14 protein-coding genes and 1 pseudogene are annotated in these 19061 nt (G+C 69.9%); 2 read left to right on the top strand and 13 right to left on the bottom strand.

Translation table 11 applies throughout. From position 1 onward, the window contains the following. Positions 1-259 precede the first annotated feature (259 nt). The 4 genes from ACIA8E_RS19305 to ACIA8E_RS19290 form a co-directional block, all read right to left on the bottom strand. Positions 260-2101 (bottom strand): PQQ-binding-like beta-propeller repeat protein, encoded by a 1842-nt coding sequence (locus tag ACIA8E_RS19305; protein WP_399299484.1) that lies wholly within the window; start codon positions 2099-2101, stop codon positions 260-262. 85 nt (positions 2102-2186) lie between these two features. After that, a complete protein-coding gene (locus ACIA8E_RS19300) occupies positions 2187-4046 on the bottom strand; it encodes a PQQ-binding-like beta-propeller repeat protein (protein ID WP_399299481.1) in 1860 nt (619 codons plus the stop codon). A gap of 226 nt (positions 4047-4272) precedes the next feature. After that, on the bottom strand, positions 4273-4800 hold the full coding sequence (locus tag ACIA8E_RS19295; protein WP_399299478.1) for a hypothetical protein: 528 nt from the start codon (positions 4798-4800) through the stop codon (positions 4273-4275). A 141-nt stretch (positions 4801-4941) separates the two neighbouring features. Next, complete coding sequence (locus ACIA8E_RS19290) at positions 4942-6756, bottom strand: ABC-F family ATP-binding cassette domain-containing protein (protein WP_399299475.1); 1815 nt, start codon at positions 6754-6756, stop codon at positions 4942-4944. 99 nt (positions 6757-6855) lie between these two features. Between ACIA8E_RS19290 and ACIA8E_RS19285 the strand changes: the two genes are divergently transcribed. Continuing rightward, a complete protein-coding gene (locus ACIA8E_RS19285) occupies positions 6856-7497 on the top strand; it encodes a lipoprotein (RefSeq protein ID WP_399299472.1) in 642 nt (213 codons plus the stop codon). A 31-nt stretch (positions 7498-7528) separates the two neighbouring features. Here the strand turns inward: ACIA8E_RS19285 and ACIA8E_RS19280 are convergent, their stop codons facing one another. From ACIA8E_RS19280 to rsmI, 7 genes are all read right to left on the bottom strand, one after another. Next, the gene (locus tag ACIA8E_RS19280) at positions 7529-8845 is read right to left on the bottom strand and encodes an acyltransferase (protein ID WP_399299469.1); all 1317 of its coding nucleotides are present in this window, start codon (positions 8843-8845) and stop codon (positions 7529-7531) included. A 72-nt stretch (positions 8846-8917) separates the two neighbouring features. After that, on the bottom strand, positions 8918-9811 hold the full coding sequence (locus ACIA8E_RS19275) for a 4-(cytidine 5'-diphospho)-2-C-methyl-D-erythritol kinase (RefSeq protein ID WP_399299466.1): 894 nt from the start codon (positions 9809-9811) through the stop codon (positions 8918-8920). Continuing rightward, complete coding sequence (rsmA, locus tag ACIA8E_RS19270) at positions 9808-10773, bottom strand: 16S rRNA (adenine(1518)-N(6)/adenine(1519)-N(6))-dimethyltransferase RsmA (protein WP_399299464.1); 966 nt, start codon at positions 10771-10773, stop codon at positions 9808-9810. The genes ACIA8E_RS19275 and rsmA overlap by 4 nt, the downstream gene beginning before the upstream one ends. Further along, positions 10770-12053, bottom strand: a complete 1284-nt coding sequence (locus ACIA8E_RS19265; protein ID WP_399299461.1) for a ubiquitin-like domain-containing protein — start codon at positions 12051-12053, stop codon at positions 10770-10772. The genes rsmA and ACIA8E_RS19265 overlap by 4 nt, the downstream gene beginning before the upstream one ends. Positions 12054-12228: 175 nt before the next feature. Then, a complete protein-coding gene (locus tag ACIA8E_RS19260) occupies positions 12229-13095 on the bottom strand; it encodes a TatD family hydrolase (protein ID WP_399299458.1) in 867 nt (288 codons plus the stop codon). A gap of 32 nt (positions 13096-13127) precedes the next feature. Continuing rightward, positions 13128-13520 (bottom strand): hypothetical protein, encoded by a 393-nt coding sequence (locus tag ACIA8E_RS19255; RefSeq protein WP_399299455.1) that lies wholly within the window; start codon positions 13518-13520, stop codon positions 13128-13130. Between the two features lie 160 nt (positions 13521-13680). Then, entirely contained in the window at positions 13681-14574 is an 894-nt protein-coding gene (gene rsmI / locus ACIA8E_RS19250; protein WP_399299452.1) for a 16S rRNA (cytidine(1402)-2'-O)-methyltransferase, read from the bottom strand. 53 nt (positions 14575-14627) lie between these two features. On the opposite strand from rsmI, the gene ACIA8E_RS19245 reads away from it, so the two are divergent. Then, a complete protein-coding gene (locus ACIA8E_RS19245; RefSeq protein ID WP_399299448.1) occupies positions 14628-16406 on the top strand; it encodes a dolichyl-phosphate-mannose--protein mannosyltransferase in 1779 nt (592 codons plus the stop codon). Between the two features lie 706 nt (positions 16407-17112). Here the strand turns inward: ACIA8E_RS19245 and ACIA8E_RS19240 are convergent. Then, positions 17113-17775 carry a hypothetical protein gene (locus ACIA8E_RS19240; protein ID WP_399299445.1) on the bottom strand — a complete coding sequence of 221 codons (663 nt, stop codon included), beginning with the start codon at positions 17773-17775 and terminating at the stop codon, positions 17113-17115. An 89-nt stretch (positions 17776-17864) separates the two neighbouring features. Further along, positions 17865-18796 (bottom strand): annotated as a pseudogene (locus tag ACIA8E_RS19235) (IS5 family transposase). Between the last annotated feature and the right edge of the window lie 265 nt (positions 18797-19061).

Here is a 19061-nt window from a genome sequence, read left to right as displayed (position 1 = left end):
CGCGGCGGACGCCGGTTCGACGACAGGCCCCGGCCGGGCCCCCCGGCCCCTTTGACCCGGCAAGCTACACGCTTGCTCGACGTGGCGCGCCCCTTACCAGGCAGAAGAACCCCGGAATGCCGAATTATGTTCTGTTCGGGTCCGGTTGACCGACAGCAAGCCGGCAGAAGGGATCGGTGAGCCGGCAGAAAACGACCGGCCCTGCCGGTCGAATGATCGACCGGCAGGGCCGTGGTGCGTGCGCGTACCCGCGCCGGGGTCAGCCGGTGCCGAACGAGACCGCGAGGTACTGCTTGTCGTCGAGGGAGCTCTCGCGCGGCTTGCTCACCATCACCTCGGAGATGTACATCCGCCCGTCCGAGTAGAGGATCTCCGCGTAGTCCATGGAGAAGCTGGTCTCCGCGTCCCGGATGGACTCGTCCCCCGGGTTCTCCATCAGCACCGTCTGCTTGAAGGTGGAACCGTCGATGGAGACGATCTGGCCGCCCTTGTCGTACGGGGGAACCTTGTACGCGATGATGTCGGAGCCGTCCATGCGGATCGGGAACATCGTGTACCGGTCGCCCGCGTCGGCCTTGTCGCTGGTCGGCTTGCCGGTGCTGAGGTCGAACGAGACGATCTCATTGGTGTCGCCGTACTCGCCGGTGCCCTCGTGCTCCTCGGTCGGCAGGTAGAGCCGGTTGTTGCCGACGGCCAGCTGCTGGCAGGTCTCGACCTCGGTGGAGCCGCAGCGGGCGGCGTACTTCTCGCCGTCCGCGGCGATCTTGGTGAGGAGTTTTCCGGTCGCCGCGTCGATCGAGAAGAAGTCCGAGATCCCACTGCCGTCACCGGCGGTGTCGCCGACATCGGCCGCGACGACCAGCGGCTTGGTGGAGACGATGCTCGCGTAATCGACGCCGGGCGGCATCTTGAACGACGAGAGCGGGGCGCCGGTCGTCGGGTTCAGCGCCTGGATGACGAGCTGCGGGCTGTCGTACGTACCGCACTTGCGGACCACCGCGAGCGCGTCGCCGCCGCCGTACCCCTTGTCGTAACAGCCATCGGTGCCGACCTTCGGCTTCCAGCGCTCGGCGCCGGTGTTCAGGTCGAAGGCGGCGCCGCCCTCGGTGCCGCCCGCGGCGACCGTGGTGCCGCTGACCGTGACCTCGTCGAACCTGACCGGCTCGTCACCGCTGGTGGCGGCCGTCACCGGCTTGCTCCACATCAGCTTTCCGGTGTTCAGGTCGATCCCACCGACCTGGTTGCACGGCGAGTACTTCTTCGCCTTGGTCGGCTTGCCCTCCTCGAAGACGATGGCCGTCTTGTAGTCCTTCGACATGTGCCGGGAGGCGGCGCAGAGCTGACCCTCCAGCGGGATGGACCAGAGCTTGGTGCCCTTGACCTTGTCGTAGCCGACTATCTCGTCGACGCCGGTCTTCACATACGCCTTGTCGGTCAGCCAGGAGCCGTCGACCGTCGTGACGTCGCCGACCTTCGGCTCCGTCAGCTGGAAGGCGACGGTGGACTTGGTGTTCGCCGGCACCTTCTCCTTGCCGCCACCACCGATGCCGCTGTCCTCGCCGTCCTCGCCCCCACCGGTGGGACCGGCGGTGGACACCTCGTTCTTCTTGTCGTCGCCACCGGAGGCGAGGAAGATGCCACCACCGATGATCACTGCCACGGCGACCACCGCGGCAACGATGATCTGCATCTGCGTGGTGAACTTCTTGCCGCCGTTCCCGCCCTGCTGCGGCGGCGCGTACTGCGGCTGCATCGGGGCGGTCGGGTAGCCGTATCCGTAGCCCTGCTGCGGCGGCTGGCCGGGCGGCAGGCCCTGTCCGGCCGGGGGACCCGGCGGGTAGCCGTAACCGGGCTGCTGCGGATAGCCGTAACCCGGCTGCTGCGGCGGACCGGCGGGCGGGGTCTGCGGAGCGCCGAAACCACCGGCGGGCGGCGGCCCCTGCGGGGCTCCGAATCCGCCCGCGGGCGGGGTGGCCGGCTGCTTGCCGAACGGGTCTGCGGGCGGCGGGACCGGTGCCCCGAACCCGCCGGGCGGGGGGTCCTGCGGGGCGCCGAACCCGCCCTGGGGCGGTTCGTTGGGCGGCTGGGGCGGCTGAGTCATGGCGTACGTACCTCGAGGGAAGGAGAGTCGGTCGGTCGGGACCTGTCGCGGTCGGTCAGGGTCCGTCGGGTGCCTGCGTGAGCCGTCACTTGCCGAAAGCCATCATGGTCTTCGTCTCCAGCTCTTCCTTGTCGTTGCTCGCGCTGACCCGCCCGCTCGCGATGAAGGAACGCCCGTCCGCGTAGACGATCTTCGCGTTGTAGAACGAGCTCTCGATCTGGGACGTCGACTCCGGGTGCCGGAGCAGCATCTGCGGAGCGCCACCGGTCGGGGCGAGGGTGGCGATCCCGCCGCCCTTGTTGTATCCGGCGTCCACGTAGAGCAGCACATTGCCGCCCTCCATCCGCAGCGGCTTCACGGTCTGCTCGGCCGGGGCCGCGGACTTCCACTTCGGCTTGCCCGTGTTCAGGTTGAACGCGACGACCTTGTTCGTACGGGCGGTGCCGCTGGAGTCGGGTTCGGTCGCCATGTAGAAGGTGTTGGCATCGGCGGCGACACCGACACAGCCGTCCAGCGACTTGCCGAAGATGGCGAACGCGCTGCCGCAGTCCGGTGCGAACTTGTCGCCCTTGTCACCGACCAGCTGCGAACGGAGCGTGCCGTTCTCCTTGATGGCGAGGATGCTCCACTTCTTCTTCTCGCTCTGGGTCAGCGAGACGACGAGCGGGCTCACCGAGTAGACCCGGTCGATCTCCCAGCCACGGGCCGGCCGGTACGTCCACTTGGGCTTGCCGGTGGCCGGGTCGATCTCCTGGATCTGGTGCTGGGGGTTGTCGAGGTCTTCGGTGCGGCAACTGGAGGCGGCGATCAGCTTGGGGCCGCCGGCGAAGGCGAACGGCTGGCAGTTGCCCGCCGGCTTGCCGAACAGCTCCTTGCCGTCGCTGACCCGGTACGCGTTGGAGTTGCTGGTCCGGCCGACCGTGACGGTGTCTCCGCTGATGGCGAGGGAGATGTCCGACATCATGTCCCAGATGCCGTTCTTCTTGATCGACTTCTTCCAGCCGGCCTTGCCGGTGTTGAGGTCGATCATCTGGAGGTCCGAGCAGTCCGCCTTGTCGGTGGTGCCGTTCTTGACCCCGATGACGATCTTGCCGTCGGTGGTGGGCTGCGAAGGCGCGGCGCACATGTCGGCGGGCAGCTTCAGCGTCCACTTCTGCTTGCCGTCGGCGACCGAGTAGCCGGACACCGCGCGGTACATGCCCTTGACGACGGTGTCGCCGACGACCCAGGGGCCGTACACGTCCGCGCCGTTGCGCGGCAGGTCGACGTCGTTCTGCTGCAGCCAGAGGACCTTGGCCTCGCCCGCCTTGCGCCCGGCGTTGAGGTCGTCATCGCCCGGTCGCCCGTCGCCGTTGCCGTTGCCCTCGTCGACGGAGGGCGAACCGCTCGGCGCCTTGCCGTCCGTGCTCGCCTGCGCGACGGGCTTCTTGTCGTCGTCACCACCGCTGGTCGCGAGGAACACGCCACCGGCGACGACGATCGCGGCGGCGACCGCGGCACCGATGATCACTGCGGGCTTGCCCTTGAAGGGGTTGCCACCGCCCGTACCGCCGGGGCCGCCGGGTACCGGGGCGCCGGGGTACTGCTGCTGCGGGTAGCCGTAACCGGGCTGCGGCTGCTGGCCGTAGGGGCCCGGCTGTTGGGCGTACGGTCCCGGCTGCTGGCCGTAGGGGCCCGGCTGTTGACCGTACGGTCCCGGCTGGTTGTACGGCCCCGGCTGCTGCGGGTAGCCGTAACCGGGGGCCTGGCCCGGCGCCTGCGGGTAGCCGTGACCCGGCTGAGCGGGCGGCGGCGTCGGCGGCGCGGCAGGCATCTGCGGCGGCTGGGCAGGCGGTTGACCCTGCGGCGGCTGCCCGGGCGCCGTCGGCTGAGGACTCCCCTGCGGCGGCTCCTGCGGAGCGCCGAAGCCTCCCTGCGGCGGTTGCTGGCTGGGCGGCTGGGTCATCAGCACGTCCCCCTTCGTGCGGTCCGGTGCCCGTTCCGGTCTCCCCCGCGATTCCGTTGGGCTGAATTCCCCTCGGAAAGGAGCGAATCGGGCATGGCTTCCGCGGCGTTACGACAGTCGAGCGGGGCTTCTTTGTACCACCCGCGACGCATAGGACACCGAGTCGGTCCGCCCCCTGTTCCCAAGGGAGAACCGCGCCGTGATGCCCTCGTTACGCCTCGGCCCGTCAGCTGCCGAAGCCCGCCACCGACTTCATCGACTTCTCGTCCTCGTCGTCGATCCCGCTGATCCTCGCGTGCATGAGGAAGCAACGCCCGTTCTGATAGGCGACCCTGGAATCGAAGAAGCCGCGCTCGACCGTGGTGGCGGCTGCCGGGTGCCGCAGCACCATCTGCGGCGTGCCACCGGTCGGTGGGAGGGACGCGATGCCGCCGCCCTTGTTCTTCCCGGCGGCGAGATACATCAGCAGCCTGCCGCCCTCCGTCCGTATCGGCATGAGGGTCTGTCCGGCCGGGGCCGCGGCCTTCCACTTCGCCTGACCGGCGTTCAGATCGAAGGCGACGACCTTGTTGGTGGGGGTGGGGTCGTCCTCGGGGGGCTTGGTCGCCAGATAGACCGTCCGGTCGTCGGCCGCCACCCCGAGGCAGTTGTCGAGGTTCTTGCCCTCGGCGAGGAGGTCACCACCGCACTTCGTCCCGTAGTCGTCGGTCCCGCCGACCAGTTGGGATCGGTAGGTGCCGTTCTCGTTGAGCACGACGATCGCCCACTTGTCCTCCTGCTTCAGCGAGACGACCAGCGGGCTGACCGAGTAGAACTGTGCGACCTCCCAGCCCTTCTTGACCTTGCACGTCCACCGGACCTATCGGTGACCGTCACGCCGAAGGCACGTCAGCGATCAGGCATCCTCGGCCAGTTCCAGCCAGCGCATCTCCAACTCGTCGCGTTCGGCGACCAGTTCCCGAAGTTCCGCGTCGAGCTTCGCCACCTTCTCGAAGTCCGTGGCGTTGTCGGCGATCTGCGCGTGCAGGGTCGTCTCCCTGCTCGACATCTTGTCGAGCTGCCGCTCGATCTTCTGCAGTTCCTTCTTGGCGGCGCGGGCGGCCTGCGGCGAGACCGCGGCGGCGGCCGGCGTCTCCTTCGCCGCGGTGGGCGCCGAGGCGGGTACGGCCGCCTCCTCCATCCGCCGCCTGCGCTCGATGTACTCGTCGATACCGCGCGGCAGCATCCGCAGCGTGGCGTCACCGAGCAGCGCCATCACCCGGTCCGTGGTCCGCTCGATGAAGAACCGGTCGTGGGAGATCACGATCATCGATCCCGGCCAGCCGTCGAGGAGGTCCTCCAGCTGGGTCAGGGTCTCGATGTCGAGGTCGTTGGTGGGCTCGTCGAGGAAGAGAACGTTCGGCTCGTCCATCAGCAGCCGCAGGATCTGCAGCCGTCGCCGCTCACCGCCCGACAGGTCGCCCACCGGGGTCCACTGCTTCTCCTTCGAGAAGCCGAACTGCTCGCAGAGCTGGCCCGCAGTCATCTCCCGGCCCTTGCCGAGGTCGACCCGGTCCCGTACCTGCTGCACGGCCTCCAGCACCCGCAGGGTCGGCTTGAGCTCGGTGACCTCCTGGGAGAGGTAGGCGAGCTTGACGGTCTTGCCGACGACGATCTTCCCGGCCGCGGGCTGCTCCTCGCCCTGGGTGCGGGCCGCCTCGGCGAGCGCCCGCAGCAGCGAGGTCTTGCCCGCGCCGTTGATCCCGACCAGGCCGATCCGGTCGCCGGGGCCGAGGTGCCAGGTGAGGTGGGTGAGCAGCGTCTTGGGTCCGGCCTGGACGGTCACGTTCTCCAGGTCGAAGACGGTCTTGCCGAGCCGTGCGTTGGCGAACTTCATCAGCTCGCTGGTGTCGCGCGGCGGCGGCACATCGGCGATCAGCTCGTTGGCAGCTTCGATGCGGTAGCGCGGCTTCGACGTACGGGCGGGGGCGCCGCGCCGCAGCCAGGCCAGCTCCTTGCGCATCAGGTTCTGCCGCTTGGACTCCTCGGTCGCGGCGATCCGGTCCCGCTCGGCCCGGGCGAACACGTAGTCGCTGTAGCCGCCCTCGTACTCGTGGACCGTGCCGCGCTGGACGTCCCACATGCGCGTACAGACCTGGTCGAGGAACCACCGGTCGTGGGTGACGCAGACCAGGGCCGAGCGCCGGTTCTGCAGGTGCCGGGCCAGCCAGGAGATGCCCTCGACATCGAGGTGGTTGGTCGGCTCGTCGAGGACGATCAGGTCCTGTTCGGCGATGAGTAGCTTGGCGAGCGCGATCCGGCGCCGCTCTCCGCCGGAGAGCGGGGCGATGACGGTGTCCAGGCCGAGTTCGAAGCCGGGCAGGTCCAGGCCGCCGAAGAGCCCGGTCAGCACGTCACGGATCTTGGCGTTGCCCGCCCACTCGTGGTCGGCGAGATCGCCGATGACCTCGTGGCGGACCGTCGCCTTCGGGTCGAGCGAATCGTGCTGAGTGAGGACACCGAGACGCAGGCCACCGTTGTGGGTGACGCGGCCGGTGTCCGCCTCCTCCAGCTTGGCGAGCATCCGGATGAGGGTCGTCTTGCCGTCGCCGTTACGGCCGACGACACCGATCCGGTCCCCCTCGGACACACCGAGGGACACACCGTCGAGCAGGGCACGGGTGCCGTACACCTTGCTGACCTGCTCGACATTGACCAGATTGACGGCCATTTCACTCCTGACTGGGGGATCGATCGACATCCCAGGGTAGTCGCCACACGGGTGGGTTAGCGTGCGGCGATTGATCAAGGGCGGGGACAGGGGACTTCCATGGTGCGCAATTCGGTACGGGGCACGGTCACGGCGGTGCTGGCGGCGGTGTCGGTGACGGCGACCGGCTGCACGTCGCCCGCCCAGGACGACGGCGGGAACGACGGGAGGGCGGCCCCGAAGCCGCGGGCCGCGGCACAGAGCGCGATGAAGGGCGGCAGCGTCGGAGGCTCGGGCTCCGCCTGTGCCCTGCCCGTCACCTTCGACCTCGCGGCTTCCTGGAAGCCGGAGGCCGTACGGCTCGGTGAGGACGACGCGCTGAACGAGCTGGTCCGACAGGGCCCGGTCACGCTCGTCTGCGAGATCGACGCGAAACCCGCCGGGAGCATCGGCTTCCTGCGTGTGTGGACCGGCGACCGTACCGACCGCACCCCGCGCCAGGTCCTGGAGGCGTTCCTGGCCGACGAGCCGAACGCCGGAAAGATCACTTACGCCGACACCGAGGCCGGCGCCCTTCCCGCGACGGAGGTCGGGTACACCATCAGCAGCGAGCTGCTCGAAGGGCCCCGGAAGAAGCGGGCGTTCGCCGTCTCCACCCCACGCGGGCCGGTCGTGGTGCACCTGGGCGGGCTGGACCCGGAGGAGTACGAGGAGATGCTCCCGGCGTACAAGCTGGCGAAGCGGACCGTACGGCTCGGCTGAGCCGTACGCACGCCCCGTCCGCCGCCCGTGGTCAGCCCGACCGCCGCCGCCCCGCCCGTTCCACCAGCAGCCAGCCGCCCAGCGCCATCGCGACGGCCGCCGGGGCGCTGACGCGTACGGCGATCAGCACCGCCGTATGCCCTTCCAGCAGCCCGCCGAACCCGACCATCGACACCCCGAGCACCCCGAACAGGCAGAGCGTCACACCGAGCGCGGACACCGGCCCGGAGCCCTTCCCCGGTATCGCGGAGACCGGCCGCTCGAACGTGCGGAAGACGGCGACCAGCCCCGCCGTGCCGGCTGCCGCCACCGCGATCCGCACCGGCACCTGCGCCCACCAGGCACCGGTCGCCGGTTCGGGCAGCGGGACGTGCAGGGCGATCATCGCCCCGTAGACCCCGAGCATCGCGGTGAGGTGCCAGAGGAACGCGGTCATCGCCACCCCGTTGGCCGCGACGACCCCGCGCCACACCCGCGGGCGGGCGACCAGCCGGGCGCCGGGGCCGCGCAGCAGCTCGACCGCGCCGACCAGCCACAGGCCGTGGCAGAGCAGGGCGAGCGTCGGCGGTGCCATGTTGCTGATCTTCTCGCCGGGCATCCCGACCATGGAGAGCGGATACGGGCCGAACGCGACCAGCGCGGCCGCGGCGGCCAGGCCCGGGCCGGCCAGCAGCGCGGGGTGGCGGATGCGGCCGTCGGCGCGCAGGAAGCCCAGCTGGTGCACGGCGAGCCAGACGAACGCGAAATTGAGGAACGCGATGTACGGGACACCGGCGGCGAACCGCAGCACGTCGACCGCGACCGCCGCCGCGGCGAGCCCGGCGAAGGCGCCCCAGCCGTACCGGTCGTGCAGCTTCAGCAGCGGCGGCGTGAACGCCACCATCGCGAGATAGATCCCGATGAACCAGAGCGGCTGGGCCACCAGCCGCAGCGTGACCCCGGTCAGCCCGCCGCCCCCGCCGAGCAGTTGGACGATCAGCGCGGCCGTCCCCCAGACCAGGATGAAGACCATGGTGGGGCGCAGCAGCCGCTGCAGTCTGGCCCGGAGAAAGGCCGAGTAGACGGAGTCCGTCGAGCCGGCGGGCTGCTTGCGGCTGAGGGAGCGGTAGGACAGGGCGTGCGAGAAGCCGCCGACGAAGAAGAACACCGGCATGATCTGGAGCACCCAGGTCAGCAGCTGGAGACCGGGGACGACGGCGAGCAGGTTGCCGACGCCGTCGGTGGTGACGGCGGCCATCAGCCAGTGCCCGAGGACGACCGTCCCGAGCGAGGCGACGCGCAGCAGGTCGATGTACCGGTCCCGGGTGGCGGGGGTGGCCCCGGCCAGTTCGCGAACACTTGATCCCATACGGGTACGGTCGCGCCCGACGCCCCGGGGCGGCAGCGCGACCGTACTCAATTCCCGTCTGAGTACCCGCGGTCAGACGATCGTGGCACCCGGCGCCGGGGAAACCGCGACCCGCGCGCTCCGGCAGGTCCCCGACGTCCGCAGCATGTCCGCGATCTTGCGAGCCGCCTCCGCGTCCGCCGCCAGGAACGCGGTGGTCGGCCCGGAGCCCGAGACCAGCGCGGCCAGCGCACCCGCCCCGGTGCCCGCAGCGAGGGTGTCGGCGAGCGAGGGCCGCAGGGAGAGCGCGGCGGGCTGCAGGTCGTTGGAGAGGGCCTTCGCGAGCACATCTGTGCTGCCGGTGCGTAGGGCGTCGAGGAGCGCCGGCGAAGCTTCCGGTGCGGGAACGTCGGTGCCCGCGGTGAGCCGGTCGAACTCCCCGTAGACGGCCGGGGTGGAGAGCCCGCCGTCGGCGACCGCGAACACCCAGTGGAACGTGCCGCCGACGTCGATCGGGGTCAGCTGCTCGCCGCGGCCGGTACCGAGGGCGGCGCCGCCGACCAGGGAGAACGGCACGTCGCTGCCGAGCTCCGCGCAGATAGCGAGCAGTTCGTCCCGGGTGGCGCCGGTGGCCCAGAGGGCGTCACAGGCCACCAGGGCGGCCGCGGCGTCGGCGCTGCCGCCCGCCATGCCGCCCGCGACGGGGATGTCCTTGGAGATGTGAATGTGCACGTCGGGGGCGATGCCGTGGCGTTCGGCGAGCGCGATCGCGGCGCGGGCGGCGAGGTTGCCGGCGTCCAGCGGGACCTGCGCGGCGTCCGGGCCCGAGCAGGTGACGGTCAGCGCGCCGGCGGGGGTGACGGTGACCTCGTCGTAGAGACCGACGGCGAGGAAGACGTTCGCCAGGTCGTGGAAGCCGTCGGGGCGCGGGGCGCCGACCGCGAGCTGCACATTGACCTTGGCGGGGACGCGAACGGTGACGCTCACTCGCCACTCCCGGTGGACTTGTTCCCGTGGGACCTGTTCCCGGCGGGCTCGTCCGCGCCAGGCTTGCCCTCGCTCGACGGGTCCGCCGCCTGCTCGTCCACCGCCGGCTTGTTCTCGGCGATGGCCGCGAACTCCTCGACGGTCAGTGCTTCACCCCGCGTCTTCGGCGAGATCCCGGCGGCGACCAGAGCCGCCTCGGCGGCCGGCGCGGAGCCCGCCCAGCCGGCCAGGGCGGCGCGCAGCGTCTTGCGGCGCTGAGCGAACGCCGCGTCGACGACCGCGAAGACCTCGGCCCGGCTCGCGGTCGTCATGATCGGCTCGGTGCGCCGGACCAGCGACACCAGACCGGAGTCGACGTTCGGAGCCGGCCAGAACACCGTGCGGCCGATGGACCCGGCCCGCTTGACGTCCGCGTACCAGTTGGCCTTCACCGACGGCACGCCGTAGACCTTGTTGCCCGGCCGGGCGGCCAGCCGGTCGGCGACCTCGGCCTGCACCATGACCAGGGTCCGCTCGATGGTCGGGAACCGCTCCAGCATCGTCAGCAGGACCGGCACGGCCACGTTGTACGGCAGATTGGCGACCAGGGCGGTGGGCGGCGGCCCCGGCAGCTCCGTGACCAGCATCGCGTCGGAGTGGACCAGCGAGAACCGGTCGGCACGGCCCGGCATCCGGGCCTGGACCGTGGCCGGCAGCGCCGCCGCCAGCACATCGTCGATCTCGACGGCGACGACCCGGTCCGCCGCCTCCAGCAGCGCCAGGGTCAGTGAGCCGAGACCGGGTCCGACCTCGACCACCACGTCGTCAGGACGGACCTCCGCGGTCCGTACGATCCTGCGGACCGTATTGGCGTCGATGACGAAGTTCTGACCGCGCTGCTTCGTGGGGCGTACCCCGAGCTTCGCGGCCAGTTCGCGGATGTCTGCGGGGCCCAGGAGGGCGTCGGGCTCTGTGGTGCTCACCCGGTAAGCCTACGGCCGCAATGCGGCCACGGGCTCGCCCCCCGTTGCAGGTACAGCTTCTTCGCCCGGAACGTCTGCTCGGACGCCGGGGCGTCCTGCGGGCGTCCGCTGCCGCCGAGGGAGTGCCAGGTCCGCGCGTCGAACTGGTACAGCCCGCCGTACGTGCCGCTGCCGTCGACCGCGCGAGGCCGGCCGCCGGACTCGCAGGACGCGAGCCCGGCCCAGTTCAGCCCGCCCGCGCCCACCGCGGACTGCGGGCGGGCTCCGGTACCGACCTTCACGATCCGGTCGACCGGCGTGCGCACGACTTCGGCGTCCAGCGCCCGCGGCCGCTGCCGCACGCCGTTGACGGTCCGCACCCCGTACGTGATCCGGCGGACGCCCGGCCTGCCCTCGCGCTCGACGACCTCCGTACCGGCGAGGAGCGAATCGTCCTCGGACCGTTGCTCGGCGTACGGGACGGGCTCCTCGCGCACCTCGCGGGAGTCGGTGATCCGCATCACGGAGACCGTCTGGCCGTCGCGCGGGAAGCTGTGCGGGTCCACGGAGGTGGTGTCCTCGCCGCGCAGGGTGATGCCCGCCTCGGCGACGGCCTCGCGGACGGTCGCGGCATTGGTGCGGACGGTGCGCTCCCGGCCGTCGGCCATGAAGGTCACGGTGCGTTCGGTGCGGACGTCCAGGGCGAGCCCGGTGCGGCCGATCGAGGAGGAGCGGGCGACGGAGAGGTACGCCCCCTCAGCGCGCACCCCGAGCTGGCGCAGGGCGCCGTCGACCGAGCCTGCGGTGGTCCACACCCGGCGCCGCACCCCGTCGAGGGTGAGGGTCACCGGGCGCCCGTGGCGGACGGTGATCTCGTCGCCGTCGTCGAGGTCGCCGACGGGGGCCGGGGTGACGACATCGTGGGCGCCGACGGTGATGCCCTCGTCGTCGAGGAGTTCGTCGATGTCGTCCGCGAAGGTGTGCAGGGTGCGCGGCTCCCCGTCGACGGTGAGCCGCACCGCCTTGTCGTGGGCGACGAACGCGGTGGTGCCGCCGGCCAGGAAGGCGACGACCAAGGCCTGCGGGACGAGGCGGCGCAGGTTCTCCGGACGTGCGGGGGCCTTGCGGCGGTGCGCGGCCCGCCGGGCATCGGCCCGGCCGCCGGTGCGGGGGCCGGCGGCCGGCCCGGGCGGCGCCGCAGGCGTGTCGACGACGGTCGGATCATGGACCGGCCAGAGGGCGACGAGCGTCTGCTCCTCGTGGAACGGCAGAGGCGCGGGGACGGTCGGCGGTGTCGCCACCGCCGCACCACCCGTATGTCCCCTGCCCGGTACCGCACGGTGACTGCCCTGCGCATTGATCACGACGCTCCAGAAGGTCCGTTCGTCCCGGTCGCCCGATGGGCGTCCGGGACGATAGTGGAGCTTCGGTCACTCTCCAAAGCGACGCGACCGCACACCGTCACAGCGTGATCTGTCAGTAATCGAACGCGCGAGCCGTGTTGTCGTTGATCGCCGACGCCAGGGTGTCCTCGTCGACCCTCTTCACCTCCGCCATGGCACGGAGCGTGACGGGAATGAGGTACGGCGCGTTGGGCCGGCCGCGATACGGGGCGGGGGTGAGGAACGGCGCGTCCGTCTCGACCAGGACCAGTTCCATCGGCGCCACGGCCAGCGCGTCCCGCAGCGGCTGGGCGTTCTTGAACGTCACGTTGCCCGCGAAGGACATGAAGTACCCGGCGTCGGCGCAGATCCGGGCCATCTCGGCGTCCCCGGAGTAGCAGTGGAACACCGTGCGTTCGGGGGCGCCCGCGTCGGCGAGCACGCGCAGCACGTCGGCGTGCGCCTCGCGGTCATGGATGACGAGCGCCTTGCCGTGCCGTTTGGCGATCTCGATATGGGCCCGGAAGGACTCCTCCTGGGCGGCCATGCCCTCGGGGCCCGTGCGGAAGTGGTCGAGGCCGGTCTCACCCACGCCGCGCACCCGGTCGAGGGCGGCCAGCTTGTCGATCTCGGCAAGGGCCTCGTCGAGGGCGGCCTTCCCGCCCGGCTCCCGCGCCTCCTGGCGGGACCAGCCCTCCGGGTCGCCGTGGACGATGCGCGGCGCCTCGTTGGGATGCAGGGCCACCGCCGCGTACACACCTGCGTGCGCGGCCGCGGTCTCGGCGGCCCAGCGCGAGCCCCGCACGTCGCAGCCCACCTGGATCACGGTGGTGACATTGACCGCCGCGGCCCTGGCCAGGCCCTCCTCGACGGTGGCGTCCTGCATGTCCAGATGGGTGTGCGAATCGGCGACCGGTACCCGCAGGGGTTCGGGCAGTGGCGGGGCTTCCGTACGGCTCATGCCACGATCGTACGAGGACCGTGGCGCCGCTCTCACTTGCGGTGGAAGGGGTGCAGCAGGTCGGAGAGGTGCCAGTGGTGCTCCGCGGCCGTCGGAGCGGCTGCGGATGCGGCGACCGCCTCGGGTTCCCGGGCGTCGCTGCCCCCGGTGTGCCCGGCGGTCTCGTACTGCGACTCGAGCAGCTGCTGGACGGTCGAGACCCGGCCGGACCGCATGATCCGGACCACATGGCCGTCGCAGTTCGTGCAGGTGGGCTTGGACAGGGGTGACGGGACCCGTTCCCCGTTCGCCTTGTAGATGACGAAGTCGTTGTTGGAACCGTCGACGTGGTGCTCTATCTCGTAGGCCTGTTCCCAGCCGTATCCGCACCTCATGCAGGCGAAGGCATACGCCTCATGCACGGTGGTTGCTGCGGTCTCGCTCATGCCTGCTCCTCTTGTCCGCCGGACAAGCACTCCGGAGAATGCGTCCCTGATTCAGTGGACGCCTTCACCGGCAGGAGCGCACCATGCCCTGTCGAGTATTGGAGCGGTCTTGGCCTTCTCGTGGCAAAAGGGGCCAGATGCGCGGCTCGCGCTTTGCTTTTTACGACAGTCCTTTGCCGTCCGCAGAGCCGGTCCGCGACGCGTTCTTTGCGGCGACGACCGCATCGAAGACCTCGCGTTTGGGCAGCCCCGCGGCCGCGGCGACAGCGGCGATCGCCTCCTTGCGCCGCTCCCCCGCCTCCTCGCGCACCTGCACCCTGCGTACCAGCTCGGCGGCGTCCAGCTCCTCGGCCACGTCCGCCGCCCCCTCGACGACGACGGTGATCTCGCCGCGTACGCCTTCGGCCGCCCAGACCGCCAGTTCGGCCAGCGGGCCGCGCTTCACTTCCTCGTACGTCTTGGTCAGCTCCCGGCACACGGCGGCCCTGCGGTCGCCGCCGAACACCTCGGCCATCGCGGCGAGGGTGTCGTCGAGCCGGTGCGGGGCCTCGAAGAAGACCATGGTGCGGCGCTCGCCGGCGACCTCACGGAGCCGGCCGAGCCGCTCGCCCGCCTTGCGCGGCAGGAAGCCCTCGAAGCAGAACCGGTCGACAGGCAGACCGGACAGGGCGAGCGCGGTGAGCACGGCGGACGGGCCGGGGACCGCGGTGACCTTGATCCCCTTCTCCACCGCTGCGGCGACGAGCCGGTAGCCGGGGTCGGAGACGGACGGCATCCCGGCGTCCGTGACGAGCAGGACCCGGGCGCCACCGGTCAGCGCCTCGACGAGTTCGGGCGTACGCGCCGATTCGTTGCCCTCGAAGTAGGAGACGACACGCCCCGTGGTGTGGATACCGAGCGCCTGTGTCAGCCGTCGCAGCCGACGGGTGTCCTCGGCGGCGACTACGTCCGCCGTCTCCAGTTCTGCGGCGAGCCGTGGTGGGGCGTCCTCCACATCGCCGATGGGGGTCCCTGCGAGTACCAGCGTTCCAGTCGTTCCAGTCACATCAGCCATCCTCCCAGCACGGGCGACACCAGTCGCACAGATGCGTTCCCTACGATGGCGCGGTGACGAGTACTGCGCCCGAAGCCCAGCAGGGTCAAGACGCCGGGGAACAGCACGGCGAAAAGCCGCCTTCCTGGCAGCAGCGGCTGCGCCGCTACGGCCATTCGCCGCGGCCCGGTATCGGGCTGCGGGAACGGCTGATCCCGCCGTACAACCGGCCGGGACCGCAGTTGTGGGCGGTGCTGGGGGTGTCGCCGCCCACCGCCGAGCGGCTGGTGCGGTGGTCGGCCTGGGGCGGGCCGCTGCTGGTGACGCTGGTGGCGGGGGTGCTGCGGTTCTGGCATCTGGGCAGCCCGAAGGCGGTGATATTCGACGAGACGTACTACGCCAAGGACTCCTGGGCGCTGATCAAGCAGGGGTACGAGGGGTCCTGGCCGAAGGACATCGACAAGTCGATCCTGGCCGATCCTTCGCTGGCGTCGGTGCCGACGGCGCCCGGCTATGTGGTGCATCCGCCGGTCGGCAAGTGGATCATCGGGTTCGGCGAGCAGCTCTTCGGGTTCACGCCGTTCGGCTGGCGGTTCATGGTGGCGGTGCTCGGCACGCTGTCGGTGCTGATGCTGTGCCGGATCGGACGGCGGCTGTTCCGCTCGACGTTCCTGGGGTGCCTGGCGGGCGCACTGCTCGCCGTCGACGGGCTGCACTTCGTGATGAGCCGCACCGCGCTGCTCGACCTGGTGCTGATGTTCTTCGTGGTGGCGGCGTTCGGCTGTCTGCTGATCGACCGGGACTGGGCGCGGGCCAAGCTCGCCGCGGCACTGCCGGTCGACGCGGAGGGGGTGCTGCGCCCGGACGCGCGGATCGCCGCGACGCTGCGGCTGGGGTGGCGGCCGTGGCGGATCGCGGCGGGGCTCTCGCTGGGGCTGGCGTTCGGCACGAAGTGGAACGGCCTGTACATCCTGGTCGCGTTCGGCCTGATGACGGTGCTGTGGGACGTCGGCGCGCGCCGGACGGCGGGTGCGGTCCAGCCGTACCAGGCGGTGATCCTGCGGGATCTGGTGCCCGCGTTCGTCTCGACGGTGCCGGTCGCGATCCTGACGTACATCGCTTCCTGGACCGGCTGGATCATCAGGAACGATCCCGACCACCACGGCTACTACCGGGACTGGGCCACCACCGACGGCAAGGGCGGCAGCTGGACCTGGCTGCCGGACTGGCTGCGCAGCCTGTGGCACTACGAGTACCAGGTCTACGAGTTCCACGTGAACCTGACGTCCGGCCACACGTACCAGTCGAACCCCTGGAGCTGGATCGTCCTGGGCCGCCCCGTCTCGTACTTCTACGAGGAGCAGAACGGCTGCACGGCCTCGGAGACCGGCAAGTGCGCCCGTGAGGTGCTGGCCATCGGCACACCGCTGCTGTGGTGGGCCGCGTGCTTCGCCCTGGTGTACGTCCTGTGGCGGTGGCTCTTCCGGCGCGACTGGCGGGCGGGCGCGATCGCCTGCGGTGTGGCGGCGGGCTGGGTGCCGTGGTTCCTCTACCAGGAGCGGACGATCTTCCTCTTCTACGCAGTCGTGTTCGTGCCGTTCCTCTGTCTCGCGGTGGCGATGATGATCGGCGCGATGATCGGGCCCGCGGCGGGCACCGGGGCCAGGCGGGAACTGGGCCTGGTGACGGGCGATCCGTCCGGTGAACGGCGGCGGACATTGGGGGCGGTCGCGGTCGGCGTACTCGTCCTGCTGATCATCTGGAATTTCATCTATTTCTGGCCGCTGTACACGGGCATGTCCATTCCGGAGAATTCCTGGCGCAACCGTATGTGGCTGGATACCTGGATCTAGCTGGACAGAAGCGTGAAGAGGGCGTGGCCGGTGGCCGCGCCCTCTTGGTCATTGTTGGTGGCCGTCGGTGGCCACTGGCCACCCTCAGACGGCCCACAGACGGCCCCGCCGGCAGGCGACTCTCTGGCAGCCTTGTGCTGGCAGGTACGGCCGGACGGCCCGGGGCAGCCGCAGGCAGCCCGTCTTCCTGTCTTGTCGCTTGTCTTGTCGCTTGTCTTGTCGCTTGTCGTCACGCAGGTCAGACGCGCTCTCCGTCCCCAGAAGAGCGCGAACGGCGTCACCCGCGACAAGCGACAAGACAAGCGACAAGACGGGAGCCACGTACTTAGAGAAGAGCTGAATAGACCGCCCTTCGGGCGGGCGACTTTCGGGCGCCCACACTGGGAGCTCCCAGAGGTGTGTGAGCGACTCCGGGATGTGGTGGAGGCGAGTGGCCTTCCAACGGGGGAGTTGCCTCGCTCCCCTTGGAAGGCATCAGGCGTAGTCGCCCCCGACAACGCCTGAGCGCACGGAGCTACTGCCTACTGCCAACTTGCCACTTGCCAGTAGAACGGGCCGCTACTGCCCACACAGGCCGTTTCAACAGGGTGTTGGGCAGTAGCCACTAGGCCCTGTTTCTTGGATCATGATTCACCATCTGGCCTGTGCGAGCCCCTTTGGGATTGCGATATGGAGCCGTACAACACGAGGTCCCTGTGCCGACACGTTAGCTCTGGCGGATCTTCGCCAATTTGTGGGCCTTGACCTGGCTTTCAACGATGGCGCGCAGGTCCTCGGCGTTGTCCGCATTCTTGCTCAAGGAACTAATCCATGCCTTCTCGCCGACCCAGTCCAGGGGCAGCCTGTGTTTAGGCCACTTCTTCACCAGGTCCCGAGCAAGTTGCAGCCCCTGCTCCGCCAGGTCCCTGTCCCCACTCGCCGACGAGATGAGGATGCTGTCCTCAACCTCCCCTACTGCGGGGGGCCAGCCCATACCGTGCTGGGCCATCGCGGAAGCGCGCAGTTCGGTGACGACGTCTCCGACGGTAGGCGGAACATCGAGACTCAATCTGGCCTGGCCAGCAAGGCGCCGGGCGGCGTCGGGATGTTCCTCCGCATGGTCGGTGAACCTGATGGCTTCCGGCATCCCCGATCTTGACGCCAAGCGTTGGCCAAGTGCCAACGAGACGACTGGGAACGGTCGAGTCAATGCGTGAATGTGTGCGGTCGGGAAATAGGCGTCACCCGAAGTGGAACGATCAAGAGTGATCCCCTGAACCAAGGGCCCAACCCGGCGCAACAGCCGCAAAGGACGCCAGATGTCGAAGCCGTCGAAGACTCGCGCCCAATCCGCCGTTACCTGCTTGGCGGTCGCTGCATCCGTTTTCATCGTGGCCCTACCTCTACGGTGATCACCTCTGTGGGTGCAAAATCTACCTTCGTTGCACGCAGCGGCCGGAGCAGGCCATGGTTCTCGGTTCATGCTCGGAGCCAGATCATGAGGGCCGCGAAGGTGACGGTGCCGAGGTAGATGTAGGCGCGTTTCTCGTAGCGGGTGGCGACGGCGCGGAAGCCTTTGAGGCGGTTGATGGTGCGCTCGACGGTGTTGCGTTTCTTGTAGCGCTCGCTGTCGAAGCCGGTGGGCCGACCGCCTCGGGAACCTCGGTTCTTGCGGTGTCTCTGCTGGTCGAGACGTTCGGGGATAGTGTGCCGGATGCCGCGTCGTCGCAGGTAGCGGCGGTTCTTTCGGGCCGTGTAGGCCTTGTCCGCCAGGACATGGTCGGGCCGGGTGCGAGGCCGGCCGACTCCGGCTCGGGGCACCGATACCTGCTCCAGCACCCGCTCGAGCTGGGGCCCGTCTCCGTAGTGTCCGGGTGTCAGGACAAAGGCGAGGGGCCGGCATCGCCCCTCGGCGACGAGATGGATCTTGGTGGTGAATCCTCCGCGGGAACGCCCCAGACATTCGCCGATCTGACCACCTCCGCCAGACGGACGGCCGGTCTCCGCTGTGCCGGATCGACACGGTTCGTCCCTGGCTTGGCCCCCCTTTGAGGCACGGCGGCCGGGGGCGCTTTCCTCGCACCGGCGGCGTGCTGGTGGGCTCGCACGGCGGTCGAGTCCACCGACACGTCCCAGTCGATGCCGCCCTCGGCATCCTCGGCTGCCTGGATGCGAGACAGCAGCATCTGCCAGATTCCGTCGGCTGACCAGCGGCGATGTCGTTTATAGACCGTCTCCCACGGGCCGAACCGCTCGGGCAGATCCCGCCACTGCGCACCTGTCCGCACCCGGTAGAGAATCCCGTTGATCACCCGGCGGTGGTCGCTCCACCGACCTCCACGCGCACCACCAGGAGGTAAGAACAACTCCAGCCGATTCCACTCCGCATTCGTCAGATCTCCACGGCCCATACAGCCAGCCTGGCCCCAACACCCTGCCCAGGTCAGGAGATCCGAGAAACAGTGCCTAGGCAGTAGGCAGTAGCCAGTAACACGGAAGCTATCCGCGCAGCAGGCCGAGCTCCAGTCGGCGGTCGAAGAGGCCACCTCTCGTCGCCCGAAGGCCAGGGGCGTGGTGAGCGTGGTGAAGTCGGTGGGCGGCTCGGACGGCAAGGCCACCGCCAAGAGGCTGGGGCGCAAGGGACGTTGCCCCCTTCCGCCTACCCCGGGACGGGCG

This window comes from Streptomyces sp. NPDC051664 (assembly GCF_044453545.1).
Taxonomy (GTDB): Bacteria; Actinomycetota; Actinomycetes; order Streptomycetales; family Streptomycetaceae; genus Streptomyces.
Note: the sequence above shows the minus strand (reverse complement) of the source record. Positions and strands in the feature narration are given on the sequence as shown.